Source organism: Salinisphaera orenii subsp. halophila YIM 95161 (assembly GCF_003732545.1).
GTDB lineage: Bacteria > Pseudomonadota > Gammaproteobacteria > Nevskiales > Salinisphaeraceae > Salinisphaera > Salinisphaera orenii_A.
On the sequence record NZ_AYKF01000035.1, the window covers coordinates 1 to 18,490 of the forward strand.

Below are 18,490 nucleotides of genomic sequence, written 5' to 3' on the forward strand. Positions count from 1 at the left end.
TGCGGCCGAAGGCCGCGGAGGGAACCCGAAGCGCAGCAGCGCTTTGGGCGGTCAACTGCAGCGACCTGTTGGCTCTTGTGACTAGACGGCAACAACGCTGTTTATCCGCTTACGAATCTTTTCGCACGTAACGTCGATAGCCGCTACGATCTGATCGCGATTTCTTCTCGCTTCTTTGAAATATTCGGATGTATCCCGTTCCGTGTATTCGAAATCAACGCTCTCGTCGTAGCAAAGATGCAACACCTCATCCAATCTTTCGTAGACCTCTGGTGAATAGAACGGTCTATTTTTCTCTACGACATCTCGATAATCAGTGAACGGTTTTGAAAAGTCGGCGAGACGCTTTTTCTTTCGTTCGTCTTCCGTTTCGTTTGGATCGATGCAGTCTATCGTTGGGCGCAGTCGCAAAGTGGCCGCTCGCAAGTCGACTAGCGCGTCCCAGACTATTTCGTAAATCCTGAATTCTTTATCAAACTGTGCTTTATATATGTGCACTTTGTGATCCAACAAAGATTTCAGGCGCAGATTGTTTGACTCAAGCTCTTGTTCGAGCTTCGCAAACTGCTTATTACGCTGCGCGGTTTCACTGGCTACTATCCTTTGCAACCAAATTTTCCCGACGAAAACGCTCAAACCTACCAGTACAACACTGCCGCCACCGAACGCCGCTAGAATCTGTCCAAGCAAGGGATTATCTATCTCCATTTTTTAGAGCCAACGCCGAAGCTCAGTTGCCGGCCGAAGCGCGGCAGCGCTTTGGGCGGTCAACTGCAGCGCACTGTTAGGCATGGCCAGCCATGCAAAGTGAAACGGCAAACGCTAGAACCCAAAAACCTATAAAGAATAAGGCGAGCATCGACATCTGAAAGCTCACGGATGGCTTCTTTAAAATGCGCTCGTCCATCCACGCCTGGGTGCCGTGATGGTTGCCACGATTGAGACTATGTTCCACTTCCTCGTGAACCTCGTCTTTACTAGCGGCGAACAACTTTGCTTTCGGACAGCAATCGGCCTCTAAGCGCCGTGCGGCTTCTTCCCAGCGCGATTGCCAGTATTTTGAACCGAATGTAACCAGCGCCCAACTTATGCAGGCAAAGAAACCCAGCAATGCGAGCAGCGGAGCCAACGGACTCGGAACCACGGAGAAAAAGCCTACAGCGATGGCCGTATTTAGCACCATGAAATAGTTGCTGCGCTGCCAGAACATTTGGATTTCGAACTGCCTTGTAGTGACAGCGAGTTTTAGTTGTTCTTCAGTAGTCATCGATATAAAACTCTTTGTCCTTGCCTAACGCCAAGTATACGCAGACTGCTAGGTATAGCATTCATGCCGAAATTCGTATAGCAATACCATGGTCTAGTAAATGGCGGGCATTTTGGTGCTAATCTCACTGCTATAACGAAACACGGAATAAGCAATGGCGGACGAAGCCGGTAATGAGCCGAAGCTCCTCGATCGGGTGTCGGAGAAGTTGCGGCTGGGCCATTACAGTCTTCGTACGGAAAAATCGTATATCGCCTGGATCAAACGCTTCATTGTCTTTAACGGCAAGCAGCACCCGAAGCTGATGGGCAAGCCGGAAATCGAGGCGTTTCTGACGCATCTGGCGGTGGAGCGTCATGTGGCGGCGGCCACACAGAATCAGGCGCTGAACGCGATCCTGTTTCTCTATCGGCAGGTGCTGGCCATCGATCTGCCGTGGATGGACGACGTGGTGCGGGCCAAACGGCCGGAGCGTATTCCGGAGGTGCTCAGTGCGGTGGAGGTCGCGCGGCTGCTCGCGCAGCTCCAAGGCACCTACAAGCTCATGGCGTCGCTGCTCTACGGCTCGGGCCTGCGGTTGATGGAAGTCGTTCGGTTACGCGTGAAGGATGTGGACTTTGAGTACCGCCAAGTCGTGGTGCGCGACGGCAAGGGGGCGAAGGACCGCGTCACGCCGTTGCCCGCGAGTATAGAGGCGGCGCTGCGGGCACAGATCGAGACGGTCGCGGCGTTGCACCGGGCGGATCTCAAGGCGGGCTACGGCCGGGTGTTTCTGCCGAACGCCCTGGCGCAGAAATATCCCAACGCCCAGCACGAGTTCGCCTGGCAGTACGTCTTTCCCTCCAGCCGGCTGTCGCGGGACCCGCGTTCGGATGTGGTGCGGCGGCACCATCTCAACGAGAAGGGCTTGCAGCAGGCGGTCAAGCGCGCGGTGGCGCGGGCCGGCATCCACAAGAAGGCGAGCTGCCATACGCTGCGGCATTCCTTCGCGACCCATCTGCTGGAACGTGGCAGCGACATCCGCACGGTGCAGGAGCTGCTGGGCCACAAGAACGTGCAGACGACCATGCTGTACACGCATGTCCTCAAGCGCGGCGGTCGCGGCGTGGTCAGCCCGCTGGACAGTTGACCGGCGGGGTTGCGGCTCGAGGGTTGTCGATCAATCGGCCCGCGGGAGCCGGTGGTGCGGGTCGGTCAGCGCGTTGTGGTGCGTGTTGCGCTTTGCGGAATGATACGCATCAGGACCCGGTCGTCGCTTTGACCGGGCGGCGAATCCTTTTCGTCGAAAGCCTCAGGCGACCATGCCCCGGACCTGCAACCGATCGACATCGGTGCGCTCGCTCGCGTGCTCGAACGTGATCGCGCAGATATTGCCTTCGGCGTCGATGTCCAGAATCGTGTTCTCGTCGAGGTCTCGTGTTTCGGCGATGTCGCCGGCGCGGAACTCGATATAGATCGTGTCGGTGTCGTCGAAGTACTGAACTTTCATGGCGTATATCCGCGGTCGAAGAAAGCGTTGTCGACCGTCTCGCCGTCATCCAACAATACGACTCTCAGGTAACGACCGTCCATATCCGCGATGGCCGCCCAGCGTCGCACACGGCCGTCGGCTTGCACGATCTCTCGCTCTGGCTTGTCGATGATGTGCTGAATCCATTCGTCGCGGATGACGGCTCGATCAGGCCGGGTGCGCGTCGCCTGGAAGTAGCGTGTCGTTTTCATCGCCGCGCGCCGCCGGGCCGCGTGGCTAGGGCCTGTTAACACTTCATGCGAGCCCGCGCCAAGCGCTGTTTTGCGGCAAGACGAGGCGTCGTGCGCGCCGCGCAGTCATTCTGCGCCAGCGTGCGACAACGCGGGATTGCCGCACAACAGCGCTTGGCCCTTCGGGTTGGGCCGCAAATCGCGCTCTGCGGCGTTGCAAGTCTTGATCGTGGCACGCCACGATCGGCGACTCGCGCCTTGCAGAACACGATTTGCGGTCTCCAACGCGGCGTTCGTATGAAGTGTTGACAGGCCCTAGATCGGATTCGCGAGTTGTTTCAACAGAAACGCGAAGATCAGGCCGGTCTCTTCCAGCGCGGCGAAGCGCCCGGGAACGCCGCCGTGTCCGGCCGCCATGTGGGTCTTGAGCAGCAGCGGGTTGTCGTCGGTTTTGGTGGCGCGCAGCTTTGCGACCCATTTGGCCGGTTCCCAGTAGGTCACGCGCGGGTCGGACACGCCGGCGATGACAAGCATGGCCGGGTAATCCTGGGCGGCGACGTTCTGGTAGGGGCAGTACGAGCGGATGGTCTCGAAGGCCTGGGCGTCGTCGCGCGGGTTGCCCCATTCCGGCCATTCCGGCGGGGTCAGCGGCAGGCTGTCGTCCATCATGGTGTTGAGCACGTCCACGAAGGGCACGTCGGCGATGGCCGCGCCGAACAGGTCCGGGCGCTTGTTGACGACCGCGCCCACCAGCATGCCGCCCGCGCTGCCGCCGAAGGCGGCGATCCGGCCGGGGGCGGTGTGGTTGGTCTTGCACAGGTGCTCGGCCACGCGGATGAAGTCCGCGAAGGTGTTGGGCTTTTTCTCCAGCTTGCCTTCGGCGTACCAGCGATAGCCGCGTTCCTTGCCGCCGCGGACGTGGGCGATGGCGTGGACGAAGCCGCGGTCGACGAGCGAGAAGCGGGCGGCGGAGAAGGCCGCGGCCTCGGAGATGCCGTAGGCGCCGTAGCCGTGCAGCAGGCAGGGCGCGCTGCCGTCGATGGGCGTGTCGCGATGGTGCGTGATCGTGATCGGCACGCGCTCGCCGTCCGCGGTCTCGGCGGTCAGCCGGCGCACGACGTACTGCGCCGGGTCGAAGCCGCTCGGCACCCGGCGCTGCTTGCGCAGCACGCGCTCGCGGGTGGTCATGTCGTAGTCGAAGGTCTCGTCCGGCACGTGCGGCGCGCTGTATAGAAAGCGCAGCGTGCTCGTGTCGTACTCGTAGCCGGCGGCCATGCCCAGGGCATAGGCCTCGTCGTCGAAGGCGATGGCGTGTTCCTCGCCGCTGGCCTTGTCGGTGATGACGATGCGCGGCAGGGCGTCCGCGCGCTCCATGCGCACGCGATGGCCGGCGAGCTCGACGTGGTCGAGGATGAGCCGGCCGGGCACGTGCGGCACCAGTGGCTGCCAGTGGTCGTAGTCCGGTGTTTCGATCGGCGCGCGCATGAGGCAGAAGTCCTCGGCCCCGCCCGCGTTGGTGAGGATGACGAAGTGCGTGCCGTTGTCGTCGTCCACGCCGTATTCGCGGCCGGTGACGCGCGCGGCGATCAGCCGCGGCTCGGCGGTCGGGTCGTCCGCGGGGATGAAGCGCGTCTCGCTGGTGGCGTGGTCGTGGGCGTCGATGAGGATGTAGCGCGCGCTCTGGGTCTCGCCCAGGCCGACGAAGAAGCCGGGGTCGGGCTCTTCGTAGACCAGCACGGCGTTATCGGGGGTCTCGCCCAGCGCCAGCCGCCAGACGCGGCAGGGGCGGTGGTTGTCGTCCAGCGTGGTGTAGAACAGCGTGGCGCTGTCGGCGGCCCAGACGACGTTGCCCGTGGTGTTGCCGATGGGCGGCTGGAGCTCGGCGCCGGGATCGCCCGCGCCGCCGGTGGCGCCGGCGTCATCGGCGGCGTCGTCGAGCGCGCGGACGTGGATCGTGTAGGCCTCGGAGCCGCGCTCGTCGACGGCGAAGGCGAGCCGGGCGTGGTCCGGACTGTGGTCGACGCCGCCGAGCGCGAAGTACTCGCGCCCTTCGGCCTCGGCGTCGCCGTCCAGCAGGATGCGCTCGCCGGGCAGCGGCTCGCCCGGTTCGGCGCGGCCGTCGGCCGCCCGCGGCGCGCGGCAGAAGATCGGGTGCTGGCCGCCCTCGCGGAAACGCACGTAGTAGACCCAGTCGCCGTCGGCGGTGGGCACGCTGGCGTCCGCCTCGGCCATGCGGGCGCGCATCTCGGCCACGAGCGTGGTCTGCAGCTCGGCGGTATCGGCCATCATCGCCTCGGTGTAGGCGTTCTCGGCCTCGAGATGGGCGCGGATGTCGGCGCCGAGCTTCGTCGGGTCGAGCATGGCCTCGCGCCAGTTCGCGTCGCGCAGCCAGGCGTAGTCGTCGACGAGGGTCACGCCGTGGATCGTGGTCTTGCTCGGCCGGCGGGCGGCGACGGGCGGCTGCGGTGCGGCGTTGTCGGCGGCGGTCTGGTTCATGGGCGGGGGTCTCGAAGGGCGGCGCAATCGCACACCATCATGCCGCGGCAGTCGGGATTCAAGCGCCGTCGGTCGCCGCGTTCGCCCGCGGGGGTGCGAGCCGGCGCCGCGCGCGCCGGTGGGCCTGCTCCAGGGCGGCGGTGTCGCGCCGGCTGGTCGCGGCGGCGACGGCGGCCTCGCGCAGGGCGTCGGCCTGTTCGCGCAGCCGCCGGCGCGGGCTGTCGTCGTCCAGAAAGGCGCCTATCGCGCCGATGTGTTCGAGCATGTGCAGCGCGGCGTTGCGGTCGCCGGCGAAGTAGGGGCGCAGCTGGTCGAACACGGCGTCGGCCAGGGTGTGGAAGTCGAACGGCGGCACCCACAGGCGCAGCCGGCCGTCGGCGTCGAAGCGGTGGCGGGGCGCGATGTCCTGCCGGGCCAGCCGGATGAGCGCGGCCGCCAGCCAGTCGAGACAGCCCATGGCGGTGTAGGGGTCGTTGATGCCGGGCGACAGCGCGCGGGCGGCGATCTCCACCAGTTCGTTGACCAGAAAACCGATGTCCTGAGTCTGCGTGCGCTGGCGGCCCAGGGCGTAGCTGTTGCGCAGCGCCGCGGCGAGGTCCGCGTCCACGCGCGCGGCCGGCCAGGCGCGCAGCAGGGTCTGGCCGTCGGCGACGAAGTCGCCCGGGGCGCGTTCCAGCCGCAGGACCAGATCGTGCCGGGCCGCCGCGCGCACGAGCGAGGTAAAGCCCAGGTTCTGGATGTAGCCGTGGTCGTCCGCGGTCACCGCCAGCGCGACGTCGTCGAAGCCGGCCGGCAGGCGCGCGGGCCCGTGTTCGGCCGCGGTCTCGGCCTCGGCGGTGTAGTCGTCCAGGGCCGCGTCGAGGTCGCGGGCGACGTTGCCGACCACGTTGGAGACGTGCAGCGATTCGGTGATGTGATGGATGAAATAGATCAGCACCGCCAGGCTGGCCACGGTCAGCCCCAGCGCGAAGACCAGCGACAGATGCGGGATGAAGGCCGCATCCGCGCCGCTGTCCGCCTGCACCGTGCGCAGCAGCAGCAGGCAGTAGACGAACGTCGCCACGAACGTGCCCAGCGTGATCTGGTTGCCGCGGTCGTTCATGAAGTTGGTCAGCAGCCGCGGCCCGAGGGTGGAGGTCGTGTACGACAGCGCGGCGATCGTGATCGAGAAGGTCACGCCGGCCACCCCGATCATCGAGCCGGCCACCGTGCTCAGCACGCCGCGCGCACCGTCGGCCTGGATGCGATAGACCCACGGCACCGCGTCCACCCAGGCGCTGCCGATGGCGCCGTCCACGGCCACCAGCACGAACGAGCAGACCGCCGCGGCCAGCGACATGACGGTCGGCAGGAACCAGTAGCTGCCCCGCAGCCGGTTCCAGATCTGGATGAGTCGTGCCATTGGCGGCGCCCGCTGCAAGCCGGATGATGGGGGCACTCTATCGCACCGGAGAACGAGTCATGCAGCGCGAAATCCAGGGCCTAACCCTCGAATGCGTCCAGGGCGACATCACCGCCCAGCCGGACATCGACATCATCGTCAACGCCGCCAACAAGCAGCTCAAGGGCGGGGGCGGCGTGGACGGCGCGATCCACCGCGCGGCGGGCCCGCAGCTGGTCGAGGCCAGCCGCGCGCTCGCACCCATCGAGGCCGGCGAGGCGGTCATCACCCCCGCCTTCGATCTGCCCAGCGCCCACGTCATCCACTGCGTCGGCCCGGTCTACAGCAACAATCCGGCGGTGGCCGACCGCCTGGCCGGCTGCTACCGCGAGGCCATGCGCCTGGCCGCCGAGGCGGGCGCCGAGTCCGTCGCCTTTCCGGCCATCTCCTGCGGCGTCTACGGCTACCCGCTGGATGCCGCGGCGCGGATCGCGGTGGATACGGTGGCCGCCTGCGCGGCCGACGCCGCCCCGGTCACCCGGGTGCGCTTCGTGCTGTTCCACGATGCCGCGCGGGCGGCCTTCGAGGCCGCGCTCGCGGATCATCGGCCGGCGACGGAACAGCCGGAACGACCGGGCTGAGATCGCGGAACGGCGCAGCGCGTCTTCGCCGCGCCGATCGGGCGGGCCGGGACGACGAGTCCCCGGATCGGGCGCCGTAACCGGCGCCCGGCCTCGATTCCACGGGTGTGGATGGCCGTTCTCGCATCGGGTCGATCACGCCGCCGAGCCTCTGGCGACGCGGCCGGGTTGGCGCGCGAACGCGATTGGTGCGGACGCCGGGGCGGCCGTTTCCGGGGCTTCGGGGCGGGGCGACGGGACGCTGTCCGGCGTGGCCGATGGACGGGCCGTCTGCCGGTCCGCCGACCGGCCATTGCCGCGGACAGCGGGTGCGCGTGGACGCCGGGCCGACGGCCGTGATCGCCGGCCATCCCGTGGCACGCCGGGTTTTGCGGCACGCGGGCTGTACCACGGGCGTCTCGAGGGCCCCGCTTCATGGAGATGTCACGAACACCGCCTAGCGTTCGGTGGGCCCGTTGCGTGTTCCGGGCAACACGCACATCCCAGGACCCACCACCTAGAAGGGGGAATCGTGAGCGAAGAAATCGAAGACCATCGGCTGCTCAACACGAGCGACAACGAGCCGTTTTCATCCGTGCTGGAGCGGCGCGTGTCGCGTCGCGGCGTCATGCGCGGCGGCCTTGGCATGGCCGCCGTGGGCATGCTCGGCAGCTTCGGCCTGACCGCCTGCAGCGACGACGACGGCAACGTCGATCTCGGCGACGACGACATGGCCGCGGCCATGGCGCTGGCGTTCGAGTCCATTGCCGGTTCGCAGCAGGACGCGGTCGTCGTGCCGCCGGGCTATACCGCGCAGGTGCTCATGCCCTGGGGCACGCCGATCAACGGGGGCGGCACCGAATGGCGTCCGGATCTGTCCTTCACGCCGCAGATTCAGGCCAATAGCGCGGGCATGCACCACGACGGCATGTATCACTTCCCGATCTCGGAGGAGAACGCCTCGAGCGAGTTCATCCTCGCGCTGAACAACGAATACATCGACCAGGGCGCGCTCTGGGCGCCGCAGGGCGGCCCCACGAACGCCGGCGAGGGCGCGCGCCCGGCCGACGAAGTGCGTACCGAGATCAACGCCCACGGCGTGACGGTCGCGCAGGTCGCCCGGGACGCGGACGGCCGTTGGTCGGTGTCCCGCAGCGCGCCCTACAATCGCCGCCTGACCAGCGCCACACCGATGAAGCTGAGTGGGCCGGTGGCGGGCAGCCCCTACGTGGTCACGGCCTATGACCCCACCGGCATGTCCACGCGCGGCACCAACAACAACTGCGCCAGCGGCTACACCCCCTGGGGCACCTACCTGACCTGCGAAGAGAACTGGCCGGCGGTGTTCATCAAGAACAGCGACCGCTACATGGACGACGAGCGTCTGGGCATCAGCACCGAGCGCGGGCGCTACGGCTGGGAGACCGCGGCTGGCGACCCCACCGAGACCGACGGCGAGTTCGCCCGTTTCAACGCCACACCGAGCGGCGCCTCGGCGGCCGAGGACTATCGCAACGAACCGCGCACCTTCGGCTATATCGTGGAGGTCGACCCGTATACGCAGCAGTCGCGGGCGGTCAAGCGCACGGCGCTGGGTCGCTTCCGGCACGAGGGCTGCTGGCCCGGCAAGCTCGTTCCGGGTGAGCCGGTGGTGTTCTATTCCGGCCACGACTCGCGCAACGAGTACATCTATAAGTTCGTCTCCACCGAACTCTGGCGCGAGACCGATGCGAACATGGCCGGGGGCAGCTACGATCGGCTGGCGATCGGCGATCGTTACCTCGACGACGGCACCCTCTACGCCGCCCGCTTCGACGCCGACGGCAACGGCGAGTGGCTGCCGCTCGAACCCGACGCCATGGTGCCCGGCACCGCGCAGACGCTGGCCGCGGCGCTGGGGCTCGAGGCCGGCGACCGGGCCGGGGTGATCATCCACACCTGTGATGCCGCGGACCTGATGGGCGCGACGCCGATGGACCGGCCGGAATGGGGCACGGTCGATCCGGTCTCCGGTGAGGTCTACATGACCCTGACCAACAATTCGGATCGCACCGAGGAAGGTACCGAGCCGACCTTCACCGAAGACGCCAGCGAGGTGGAAGCCCTGGGTGCGGCCTATGCCACCGCGCCGGTCAACGCCGCCAACCCGAAACCGGAGAACGCGCACGGTCACGTGATCCGCTGGCGTGAGCCGAGCCCGGGCGAGACGACCTTCGAATGGGAGATCTTCGTCTTCGGCGCGATGCCGGATACCGATCCCGCCCGGAACCTGTCGAATCTCAACGCGGAGAACTACTTCTCCAGCCCGGACGGGCTCTGGTACGACAACCGCGACGACGGCCAGGGCATTCTGTGGATCCAGACCGATACCGGCACCACGCCCGAGGACGACAACGGCCCGGATTTCACCAATGATCAGGTGCTGGCTGTGGTGCCCCAGGGTGTGCAGGCCGGCGCCGATGATCCCTCGGTGGTCAACTCGGCCAACCAGACGCAGCTCAAGCGTTTCGCGGTCGGCCCGAACGACTGCGAGGTCACCGGCATCTTCGCCACGCCCGACAAGACCGCGCTGTTCATCAACATCCAGCATCCGGCCAACTGGCCGTCGACCGAAGACGCGACCGCGGTAACCGAGGGCGACGTGCGTCCGCGTGCCTCCACGGTGGTCATTCAGAAGGCCGATGGCGGACAGATCGCGGTCTGACCCGCGCTTCCACCACGCCGTCGTGTTCGGGGCCGCCTTCGGGCGGCCCTTTTTCTTGGGCACGGCACATCCGTAATTTCGGTGATGCCGTGACGGCGTCGCGGCGTGTTACCCATGGCGCGTCATTAGCGCCACCGATCCGTTTTCATGTCCGTCACCACCCCGCGCGAACGTCTGATCGAATGGCTCAAGGAAGCCCATGCCATGGCCCGCCACGGCGAGACCATGCTTTCGGCGCGCGCCGACGACCTCCGCTCCTACCCGCAGCTCGCCGAACGCCTGGCGGCCCACGCCACCCAGACGCAGGCACAGGCCACGCGTATCGCCGATTGTTTGGACGAGCTGGGCGAGGACACCTCTTCGGTGCGTGACCTCGCCAGCCGGCTGTCGGCGGCCGGGCATTCGCTGGGCACCCGCGTGGCCGGGGAACAGGCGGTGCAGGCGCATGCCGCGAGTCTGGCCTTCGAGCACTACGAGATCGCCAACTACCGCGCGCTCGTCGCTGCCGCCCAAGCCGCGGACGCGCCGGCGGTCAAGTCGCTGTGCGAGGCCATCCTGACCGAGCAGCGCACGATGGCCGACTGGCTCGAGTCGCATCTGGACGCGACCACGGCGGCGTTTCTCGAGCACGGTTGAGAGGGCGCGTCCGAATCAAGCGCTGCCCGTCGCAGAATTCGCGGATTGGCCCGTTGGCGCGGGTCGGATCAGGTGCTTGCGCCGCAATCCGCCAAAGCCGGGCCGCTGCGCCGCGCGCCCGCACCTCGGATCACGCGCGTCGCGCTGATTCAGCCTGCGTGTGGCCTATCGTTCTCGCGCCTCAAATGGACTTTTCTGGTTATGTAAACCCTCGCTATCTCGTCGCGTAAGCGATGACGCCGGTTTGTGGATCGGAGCTTTTCAATACAGGAAGCAGCGGGCCGTGTGGCCGTCGCCGAAATCGCGCGCGGCCGGGTCCTCGCGCCGGCAGCGGTCCATGACGTGCGGGCAGCGCGGGTGGAAGTGGCAGCCGCTCGGCGGGTTGGCCGGTGACGGCAGATCGCCGGTGAGCCGGATGCGTTCGCGCCGGTCGGCGTCGTCGACGCTGGGCGTGGCTGAGAGCAACGCCTGGGTGTAGGGATGCTTCGGGGCGCGCAGGATCCGCTCGGCCGGGCCGGATTCGACGATGCGCCCGAGATACATCACCGCGATGTCGTGGGCGAGATACGACACCACAGCCATGTCGTGGGTGATGAACAGATAGGCCAGCCCGCGCTCGGCCTGCAGCCGCGCCAGCAGGTTGAGTACCTGCGCCTGCACGGAGACATCCAGCGCGCTGGTCGGCTCGTCGCAGATCAGCAGCTTCGGTTCCAGCGCCAGCGCGCGGGCGATGCAGATGCGCTGGCGCTGGCCGCCGGAGAACTCGTGCGGATAGCGATCGAGGGCGCCTTCCGGCAGGCCGACGTCGGCGAGCAGTTCGGCGGCAATGCGGCGACGATCGGCGCTGTTGCGCCCGATCTTCTGCGCGATCAGGCCCTCGGTGAGAATCTCGCCGACCAGCATGCGTGGGTTCATGGACGAGAACGGGTCCTGGAAGATCATCTGCAGATTGCGCCGCGCCGCGCGTAGGCCGCGCCCGCGCAGGTTCAGCAGGTCCGTGCCGTCGAAGTCGGCGCGGCCGGCGGTGGCGTCCAGCAGCCGCGCCAGGGCGCGTCCGAGCGTGGTCTTGCCGCAGCCGGATTCGCCGACCAGCGCCAGCGTGCGGCCACGCGCCAGCCGCAGGGACACCCCGTCGACGGCGCGCACATGGCCCACGGTGCGCCGGAGCACGCCCCGGGTGATCGGAAAATGCACCGCCACGTCGCGGGCGTCGAGCAGGGCCTCGGCGTCGGCCCCGGCCGCCTCGGTCGCGACGGGTTCGGCCGCGGGCAGCGCCGCCGGCAGCGGCTGGCCGGCCATGCGCGTGTCGTAGAGATGGCAGCGCACCTGCGCGCCGCGGTCGCTCGTCCACGCCGGGCGGGTGTCGAAGCAGGCGGCCCAGGCGTGCTCGCAGCGATCGGCGAAGCGACAGGCCGGCAGCGTGGCGGTCAGCGGCGGCACCTGCCCGGCGATGATCGACAGCCTGCGGCCGCGCTGGGCCGCACCCGGCAGGGCCGCGAACAGCTTGCGGGTGTAGGGATGGCGCGGGGCGGCGAACAGGGCCGCGCGGTCGGCGGTCTCGACCAGATGGCCGGCGTACATGACCGCGACGCGGTCGGCGACCTCGCTGACCACGGCCAGATCGTGGGTGATCAGCAGCAGGGCCATGCCGCGCTCGCGCTGCAGCCGGGCCAGCAGCGCCAGGATCTGGGCCTGGATGGTGACGTCGAGCGCGGTCGTGGGCTCGTCGGCGATCAGCAGCTCCGGCTCGCCGGCCAGGGCGATGGCGATGACCACGCGCTGTTTGAGCCCGCCGGAGAGCTGGTGTGGGTAGGCGTCCCAGCGCTCGGCCGGATCGGGAATGCCCACGTCGTCGAGCAGGACCAGCCCGGCCTCGCGCGCGGCCCGGCCGCGCAGGCTGCGATGCGCGGCCAGCGCCTCGGCGAGCTGGCGGCCCACGGTCAGCACCGGGTTGAGTGCGCTCATCGGCTCCTGGAAGACCATGCCGATGCGGCGCCCGCGCACCGCGCGCAGCTCGCGCTCGGACAGGGCCAGCAGGTCGTCGCCGCCGAGCGCCACCCGGCCGTCGAGCACGCGGGTGGCGTGGGCCGGCGTCAGGCCGATGAGCGACAGCGCGGTCATCGACTTGCCGCAGCCGGACTCGCCCAGCAGGGCCAGCGTCTCGCCGGCCGCGATCGTGAAGCTGACGTCGTCCACCGCCCGCAGCGGCCCCTGCGGGGTGTCGAGCACGGTGGACAGCGCCTCCACGCGCAGCACCGGCTCGTCGCCGCGACGCGTGTCCATCAGCGGGCCCCGCCCGCGGGCTGGGCCGGTGCGCTGTCGTCGTTGGCGTCAGCGCCCTCGGCGCCGCGCAGGCGCGGGTCGAAGGCGTCGCGCACCACGTCCGCGAACAGATTGGCCGCCAGTACCAGCACCAGCATGAACACGAAGGCCGCGAACAGCGGCCACCAGACGATGGGCTCGCGCGCCATCTCCAGCCGGGCGCTGTTGATCATGTTGCCCCAGCTGTTCATGGACGGGTCCACGCCCACGCCGATGTAGGACAGCACCGCCTCGGCCAGCACCAGCGCGGAGAAGTCCAGCACCACCTGGATGAGCACGATGTGCATCACGTTGGGCAGCATGTGGCGGGCGAGTATGCGGCCCGGCCCGCTGCCCAGCCCGCGGGCGGCGGCCACGTAGTCCAGCTCGGCGAGCTTGCGGGTCTCCGCGCGCAGCAGCCGGCACAGGCTGGTCCAGCTGGTGATGCCCAGTATCAGGCACAGGAACAGCAGCCGCAGATCCGCGCGTTCGGTGGTGGTGCCGAAGGCGTCGGCGTTGTTCTCCATGTAGACCTGCATCATCAGCACCGCGGCGGCGATGAGCAGCACGCCGGGGATCGAGCTCAGCGTGGTGTAGAGATACTGGATGACGTCGTCCACCCAGCCGCGGAAATACCCGGCCAGCAGTCCCAGCACCAGCGCGAAGGGCAGCATCACCAGCGTGGTCAGCGTGCCGATGGCCAGCCCGGTGCGGATGCTCTTCACGGCCTGGTAGAACACGTCCTGGCCGACCTTGTCGGTGCCGAGCACGTGGTAGTCGCCGGCCAGCACGACCAGCGCGCCGACGCATACGGACACGACCAGGGCGGCGATCAGCCCGGCCCGCCAGGCCAGCCGCGTATGCCCGCCGGCGATGCGCCGGGCGACCCGCTGCGGCGGGCCGCGCGTGGCCGCGGCGATCGTCAGGACCAGCGCCAGCGCCCCGAGCAGCCAGGCCGCCATCCCGTAGCCGGCCCCGAGGAGGCCACTCTGCGCGATGTCCTCGGCCCGCGTCAGGCCGGTCTCGTCCAGCCGGTTGCCGGCGTAGGACAGCCGCGGATAGGTCTGCAGCTTGCGCCCGTCGGCCTCGGTGACCACCTGCTGGACATAGGAATCCAGCGCGAACGGCGCGGAATAGGTCTGCTCGTTCTGCTCGATCAGCGGCCGGGCCAGCGTGTCCAGCACGCTGACGACCTCGCTGGCGACCCGCGTGCCGCCGTCGCCGGTCGCCTCCACCGGCCGGTAGTGGATGCTGTCGAGCACGCCGACCACGGTATAGGCCAGCAGCACCACCAGCGTGACCATGCCCACCGGGCGGGCGAACACCCGCAGCCACGGCACCCGCAGCGGCTTGCTGCGCGCCGCGAAGACCGCGAACACGCCGATCGCGATCAGCAGCAGGTAGATCAGCACGTCGGTGTAGAGGAGGACGTACAACGTGTTCAGCTATGCGAGGAAATGGCAGTCATCGACGCGATCATCCTTCAAAGGATTCATGATCAGGCCGCGTCGAACTCGATTTTCTCGACCGTATCCAGATCGATCGTACGCCGGGCCTGCCAGAGTTCGTACTGATCCTGCATGGCCATCCAGCTTTCGGGCGAACGACCGAGCGTTTTCGACAGCCGCAGTGCCATTTCGGAGCTGATGCCGCTCGTACCTTTGAGCACCCGGTTGAGTGTGGACGGTGACACGCCGAGCTTGCCGGCCAGCGTGCGTCCGGTAATACCGTGGGGCTCCAGATAGACCGCGCGGATGAATTCACCGGGATGCGGGGGATTGTGCATGGTCATCAGTGATAATCCTCGTAATTCAGTACGTACGCGTGCCCATGTCGAAATTCGAAGGTGAGTCGCCAGTTGCCGCTGACCCATATCGACCATCGATCGACGTTGTCGCCACTGAGCGAATGGAGTTTGAAGCCCGGAATATCCATGTCGTCGATCGTTAGTGCGGAATCTAGCGCGGCGAGTTGCATGCGTAAGCGTTTAGCGTGCTCGGGTTGTATGCCGGCCTTCGAGCCGGTCTGGAAATATTGCTTGAGCCCCTTATGTCGAAACGACTTGATCACGACTCGATTTTAGCGCGTTGCGCAACACGCAACAAATGATGAGTGTCTTGCTTCGATGCGGCTCATAATCGTATCCGCGGATCGAACAGTGTGTAGCTGATATCGGTCAGCAGCAGGCCGACGATGTAGAGCACCGAGCCGAGAAACACCATCGCCCGCACGATGGCGAAGTCCTGATTCTGGATCGCCTCGATGGTGTAGCTGCCCAGGCCCGGGATCCCGAAAAAGGATTCCATGATCAGGCTGCCCATGAACAGCAGCGGCAGCAGCACGACCACGCCGGTCAGGATCGGGATCATGCCGTTCTTGAGCACGTGCACGAACAGAATGCGCAGGTCGCCCATGCCCTTGGCGCGGGCGGTGCGGACATAGTCCTTGCCGTATTCCTCCATGAAGATGGTGCGATACCAGCGCGTGCCCGAGCCGATGCCGGAGACCACGCCGATGACCACCGGCAGGACGAGGAACTTGGCCATGTCCCAGCCGCCGGCATAGCCGGAGATCGGCACGAGGTTCATCAGCTTGCCGGCCACGAACTGCCCCGCGATGATGTAGAACAGCGGCGAGATCGACATCAGCACCACGCACAGCACGACGCCGCCCCAGTCGATGGCGGTCGAGCGGAAGAACACCAGCAGCAGGCCGAAGGTGATGTTCACCGCCATGCCCACCAGCAGCGTGGGGATGGCCAGCGCCAGGCTCGGACCCATGCGGGCCTGGATGTCGGCGGCGATGGAACGGCCGCCGTCCGAGCGCCCGAAGTCGAAGGCCATGACCTTCACCGATTTCTGGAAGAACAGCGTGTCGGTGAACGCCGCCAGGCCGGACTCCTCGGCGTTGTGGAAATAGGGCCGGTCGTAGCCGTGGGTGGCCTTCCAGGTGTCGATGGCCTCGGGCGTGACGCGCTTGGCGCCGAGCTGCATGCGGGCGATGTCGTCGGGCGTGTTGACCACGAAGAACAGCAGGAAGGTGATCAGGTTGACGCCGATCAGCACCGGAATCGCGTACAGGGCGCGGCGGACGATATAGGCGAACATCAGCGCGCTGTCCGCCGCACGGCCCGGTGCTCGCGCCGGCGATGGATCCACACCCCGGGCAGCAGCAGCACGAGCAGCCCGCCCGCCCCCGCGGCGAGCGGCCAAAGCACGGGCCGATTCCAGGCGAGGCGTTTGTCGGCGCGCGCCGCCGGATCGATGTCGAGATACTTGATCGTGTTGTTCGCCATCGCGTTGGGCTTCGTGTTGGCGAGCCAGCTCTGGTAGAGGCCGTACTGGCGCGGGTACATGCCCCACACCCAGGGCGCGTCGCGCTGGACGATGTCGATCATGTGGTCGATGAGTTGCCGGCGTTTGGGGCCGTTGTCCATGTCGCGCATGCGCCGGAACAGCCGGTCGAAGGTGTCGTTCTGGTAGTTGGCGATGTTCTGGCCGTTGTTCTCGGCCGCGCTGTTGGGGCCGTAGAGCAGGAACAGAAAGTTCTCCGGATCGGGATAGTCGCCCATCCAGCCGGAGCCGAAAAATAGCTGCACGTTGCCGTCGGCGGTCTTCTGCTGGAATCGGCTCCAGGTGGTCGCGCGCACCACGAGCTGGATGCCGAGCTTGTCGAACTGCTGGCGCATCCAATCCATCTGCGACTTGAATTCCGGGCCGCTGGCCGGCGTGTCCAGATTCAGCAGCAGCGGTCGCCCGGTCTCCTCGTTGGTGCCGCCGGGATAGCCCGCCTCGGCCAGCAGCTCGCGCGCGACCTCGATCGACTTGCGCCGGCGTTCGCCGTCGACCCAGTCGTAGACGACCGGGTTCGTGCCGGCTTCGCCCTCGCGGGCGCCGAACAGCCCCGGCGGCAGCGGGTCCTGGGCGACCAGGCCGCGGCCGTTGAGGAAGATGGCGACGTAGGACTCGTAGTCGATGGCGATCGAGATCGCTTGGCGCAGCTTGCGGGCGTCGTCGTCGCCACCGACCACCTCGTCGTTCATGTTGAAGCCGAGATAGTAGATCGCCGGCAGCACGGTCGTGGCCAGCCGCATGCCGCGCTCGGCCATGGTTTCGGTCAGATGCGGGTCGCCGTCGGCGTCGATGCGGATCGCCTCGCCGAAGGCGTCCGAGGAGATCCCGGAACTGTCGTAGTAGCCCTGCAGGAACTTGTTCCAGTAGGGAATGGATTCCTTCTCCAGCGAGAACACGACCCGGTCGATGAAGGGCAGCGCCCTGCCGGCGTCCTCGAGCAGGCCGGCCTCGCGATCGCCGGGCGCACCCTCGCTCGGGTAGCGCTCGCCGTGGAAGTTGGGGTTGGTCTCGAGCACCATCCGCCGGTTCGGATTGTTCTCGGTGAGCATGTAGGGCCCGGTGCCCACCGGAAAGGTGTCGATGCCGATGTTCTTCGCCGCCAGGGCGTCCTGGTTGTAGAAGGCGATGGCCTCGGGCGGCATCGGCGCGAAGAACGGCATCGCCAGCCAGTAGCGCAGCTGCGGGTAGACGCCGTTGACGCGGATCTCGAAGTGGCGGTCGTCGACGGCGCGGGCGCCCTCGAAGTCGTGGCGGGTCAGATCCAGATGTTCGCCCGGTGCGAGCTTGTCCCGCGCGGCCCGCAGGCGTTCGGCGAAATCGGCCAGGCCGACGATGTGCTCGCTCATCACGCCGAGGATCGGCGAATTCACTTCCGGGCTCGCCAGGCGTTTGATCTGATGCACGTAGTCCGAGGCGCGCAGCGTCCGGCTGGCCTGGTGGGTGAAGTCCGCGGGCGAGGCGATGCCCTCCAGATCGGCCGGCGACAGGTCGCGATAGCGCGGCGCGCCGTCCGGCCCGCGGGCGAACGCCGGGTGCGGCTGATAGCGCACGCCGGGTTCGATCTCGATGGTGTAGACACTGGTGGCGACGTCCTCGGGCGGGGTGTCCGCGGGCAGGGGGTCGCCGTCGGCGTCCAGATACTGCGGCTCGGGCAGGCGCGTCGCGGCCAGCGGCTCGAGCTGGTAGGGCCGCTTGAGATAGTGATACTGCAGGGGCGGCTCGTAGATCTGGCCGGTGAACTCCACCTCGTCGGTGGCGTAGGAGCGCGCCGGGTCCAGATGCCGCGGCGGTTCTGTGAAGGCACGATAGAGCGTGTCGCTGGCGCGCTCCGCGTCCGGGTAGGGGCTGTTCCAGGGCCGTTCGCAGCCGGCGCCAAGGACGATCGCCAGCCACAGCAGCGCCCAGAGCGCGCCGCGCCGGGCCGAAGGGGTACGAACGCATGTCGCGCAGGGCATGCCCTGCAAAATAGCGGATTCCACTGGCCGACCCAAACGCGGTCCGTCGGGTGTCCACCTTCGTCGTATAGGGCCG

16 protein-coding genes are annotated in these 18,490 nt (G+C 67.2%); 4 read left to right on the top strand and 12 right to left on the bottom strand.

The window, feature by feature from the left end; genetic code table 11:
• Positions 1-81: 81 nt before the first annotated feature.
• The gene (locus SAHL_RS17450) at positions 82-708 is read right to left on the bottom strand and encodes a hypothetical protein (RefSeq protein WP_148045461.1); all 627 of its coding nucleotides are present in this window, start codon (positions 706-708) and stop codon (positions 82-84) included.
• A gap of 76 nt (positions 709-784) precedes the next feature.
• On the bottom strand, positions 785-1,267 hold the full coding sequence (locus SAHL_RS02625; protein ID WP_148045462.1) for a RipA family octameric membrane protein: 483 nt from the start codon (positions 1,265-1,267) through the stop codon (positions 785-787).
• Positions 1,268-1,421: 154 nt separating this feature from the next.
• Here SAHL_RS02625 and SAHL_RS02630 point away from each other — a divergent pair, with 154 nt between their 5' ends.
• The gene (locus tag SAHL_RS02630; protein WP_123589861.1) at positions 1,422-2,396 is read left to right on the top strand and encodes an integron integrase; all 975 of its coding nucleotides are present in this window, start codon (positions 1,422-1,424) and stop codon (positions 2,394-2,396) included.
• A 162-nt stretch (positions 2,397-2,558) separates the two neighbouring features.
• On the opposite strand, the gene SAHL_RS02635 is transcribed toward SAHL_RS02630, so the two are convergent.
• The 4 genes from SAHL_RS02635 to SAHL_RS02650 form a co-directional block, all read right to left on the bottom strand.
• A complete protein-coding gene (locus SAHL_RS02635; RefSeq protein WP_123589862.1) occupies positions 2,559-2,756 on the bottom strand; it encodes a DUF2283 domain-containing protein in 198 nt (65 codons plus the stop codon).
• Positions 2,753-2,989: a hypothetical protein gene (locus SAHL_RS02640; RefSeq protein ID WP_123589863.1), complete on the bottom strand. Its 237-nt coding sequence runs from the start codon at positions 2,987-2,989 to the stop codon at positions 2,753-2,755. Before SAHL_RS02640 ends, SAHL_RS02635 begins: the two co-directional genes overlap by 4 nt.
• Before the next feature lie 294 nt (positions 2,990-3,283).
• Positions 3,284-5,464: a S9 family peptidase gene (locus SAHL_RS02645; RefSeq protein WP_123589864.1), complete on the bottom strand. Its 2,181-nt coding sequence runs from the start codon at positions 5,462-5,464 to the stop codon at positions 3,284-3,286.
• A 58-nt stretch (positions 5,465-5,522) separates the two neighbouring features.
• Positions 5,523-6,866 carry a DUF2254 domain-containing protein gene (locus SAHL_RS02650; RefSeq protein WP_123589865.1) on the bottom strand — a complete coding sequence of 448 codons (1,344 nt, stop codon included), beginning with the start codon at positions 6,864-6,866 and terminating at the stop codon, positions 5,523-5,525.
• Between the two features lie 59 nt (positions 6,867-6,925).
• Here SAHL_RS02650 and SAHL_RS02655 point away from each other — a divergent pair, with 59 nt between their 5' ends.
• The 3 genes from SAHL_RS02655 to SAHL_RS02665 all read left to right on the top strand — a co-directional run bounded on the left by SAHL_RS02655 (position 6,926) and on the right by SAHL_RS02665 (position 10,805).
• Positions 6,926-7,486 (top strand): O-acetyl-ADP-ribose deacetylase, encoded by a 561-nt coding sequence (locus SAHL_RS02655; protein ID WP_123589866.1) that lies wholly within the window; start codon positions 6,926-6,928, stop codon positions 7,484-7,486.
• A gap of 511 nt (positions 7,487-7,997) precedes the next feature.
• Positions 7,998-10,169 carry a PhoX family protein gene (locus SAHL_RS02660; protein WP_123589867.1) on the top strand — a complete coding sequence of 724 codons (2,172 nt, stop codon included), beginning with the start codon at positions 7,998-8,000 and terminating at the stop codon, positions 10,167-10,169.
• A gap of 147 nt (positions 10,170-10,316) precedes the next feature.
• Positions 10,317-10,805: a YciE/YciF ferroxidase family protein gene (locus tag SAHL_RS02665; RefSeq protein ID WP_123589868.1), complete on the top strand. Its 489-nt coding sequence runs from the start codon at positions 10,317-10,319 to the stop codon at positions 10,803-10,805.
• 261 nt (positions 10,806-11,066) lie between these two features.
• Here the strand turns inward: SAHL_RS02665 and SAHL_RS02670 are convergent, their stop codons facing one another.
• From SAHL_RS02670 to SAHL_RS02695, 6 genes are all read right to left on the bottom strand, one after another.
• Entirely contained in the window at positions 11,067-13,088 is a 2,022-nt protein-coding gene (locus SAHL_RS02670) for an ABC transporter ATP-binding protein (protein ID WP_123589869.1), read from the bottom strand.
• Positions 13,088-14,551: an ABC transporter permease subunit gene (locus SAHL_RS02675; protein WP_184947243.1), complete on the bottom strand. Its 1,464-nt coding sequence runs from the start codon at positions 14,549-14,551 to the stop codon at positions 13,088-13,090. Before SAHL_RS02675 ends, SAHL_RS02670 begins: the two co-directional genes overlap by 1 nt.
• Before the next feature lie 53 nt (positions 14,552-14,604).
• Positions 14,605-14,898: a HigA family addiction module antitoxin gene (locus tag SAHL_RS02680; protein ID WP_123589871.1), complete on the bottom strand. Its 294-nt coding sequence runs from the start codon at positions 14,896-14,898 to the stop codon at positions 14,605-14,607.
• On the bottom strand, positions 14,898-15,176 hold the full coding sequence (locus tag SAHL_RS02685; protein ID WP_123589872.1) for a type II toxin-antitoxin system RelE/ParE family toxin: 279 nt from the start codon (positions 15,174-15,176) through the stop codon (positions 14,898-14,900). The genes SAHL_RS02680 and SAHL_RS02685 overlap by 1 nt, the downstream gene beginning before the upstream one ends.
• A gap of 62 nt (positions 15,177-15,238) precedes the next feature.
• Entirely contained in the window at positions 15,239-16,213 is a 975-nt protein-coding gene (locus tag SAHL_RS02690; protein ID WP_123589919.1) for an ABC transporter permease, read from the bottom strand.
• A complete protein-coding gene (locus tag SAHL_RS02695; RefSeq protein WP_123589873.1) occupies positions 16,213-18,414 on the bottom strand; it encodes an ABC transporter substrate-binding protein in 2,202 nt (733 codons plus the stop codon). Before SAHL_RS02695 ends, SAHL_RS02690 begins: the two co-directional genes overlap by 1 nt.
• Positions 18,415-18,490: the final 76 nt, after the last annotated feature.

Excerpts from the sequence above, each read along its gene's own strand:
- SAHL_RS02635 (WP_123589862.1), bottom strand. The coding sequence starts at position 2,756 with ATGAAAGTTCAGTACTTCGACGACACCGACACGATCTATATCGAGTTC.
- SAHL_RS02670 (WP_123589869.1), bottom strand. The coding sequence starts at position 13,088 with ATGGACACGCGTCGCGGCGACGAGCCGGTGCTGCGCGTGGAGGCGCTG.
- SAHL_RS02680 (WP_123589871.1), bottom strand. The coding sequence starts at position 14,898 with ATGACCATGCACAATCCCCCGCATCCCGGTGAATTCATCCGCGCGGTC.
- SAHL_RS02665 (WP_123589868.1), top strand. The coding sequence starts at position 10,317 with ATGTCCGTCACCACCCCGCGCGAACGTCTGATCGAATGGCTCAAGGAA.
- SAHL_RS02655 (WP_123589866.1), top strand. The coding sequence starts at position 6,926 with ATGCAGCGCGAAATCCAGGGCCTAACCCTCGAATGCGTCCAGGGCGAC.
- SAHL_RS17450 (WP_148045461.1), bottom strand. The coding sequence starts at position 708 with ATGGAGATAGATAATCCCTTGCTTGGACAGATTCTAGCGGCGTTCGGT.
- SAHL_RS02690 (WP_123589919.1), bottom strand. The coding sequence starts at position 16,213 with ATGTTCGCCTATATCGTCCGCCGCGCCCTGTACGCGATTCCGGTGCTG.
- SAHL_RS02650 (WP_123589865.1), bottom strand. The coding sequence starts at position 6,866 with ATGGCACGACTCATCCAGATCTGGAACCGGCTGCGGGGCAGCTACTGG.
- SAHL_RS02695 (WP_123589873.1), bottom strand. The coding sequence starts at position 18,414 with ATGCCCTGCGCGACATGCGTTCGTACCCCTTCGGCCCGGCGCGGCGCG.
- SAHL_RS02625 (WP_148045462.1), bottom strand. The coding sequence starts at position 1,267 with ATGACTACTGAAGAACAACTAAAACTCGCTGTCACTACAAGGCAGTTC.
- SAHL_RS02630 (WP_123589861.1), top strand. The coding sequence starts at position 1,422 with ATGGCGGACGAAGCCGGTAATGAGCCGAAGCTCCTCGATCGGGTGTCG.
- SAHL_RS02640 (WP_123589863.1), bottom strand. The coding sequence starts at position 2,989 with ATGAAAACGACACGCTACTTCCAGGCGACGCGCACCCGGCCTGATCGA.
- SAHL_RS02645 (WP_123589864.1), bottom strand. The coding sequence starts at position 5,464 with ATGAACCAGACCGCCGCCGACAACGCCGCACCGCAGCCGCCCGTCGCC.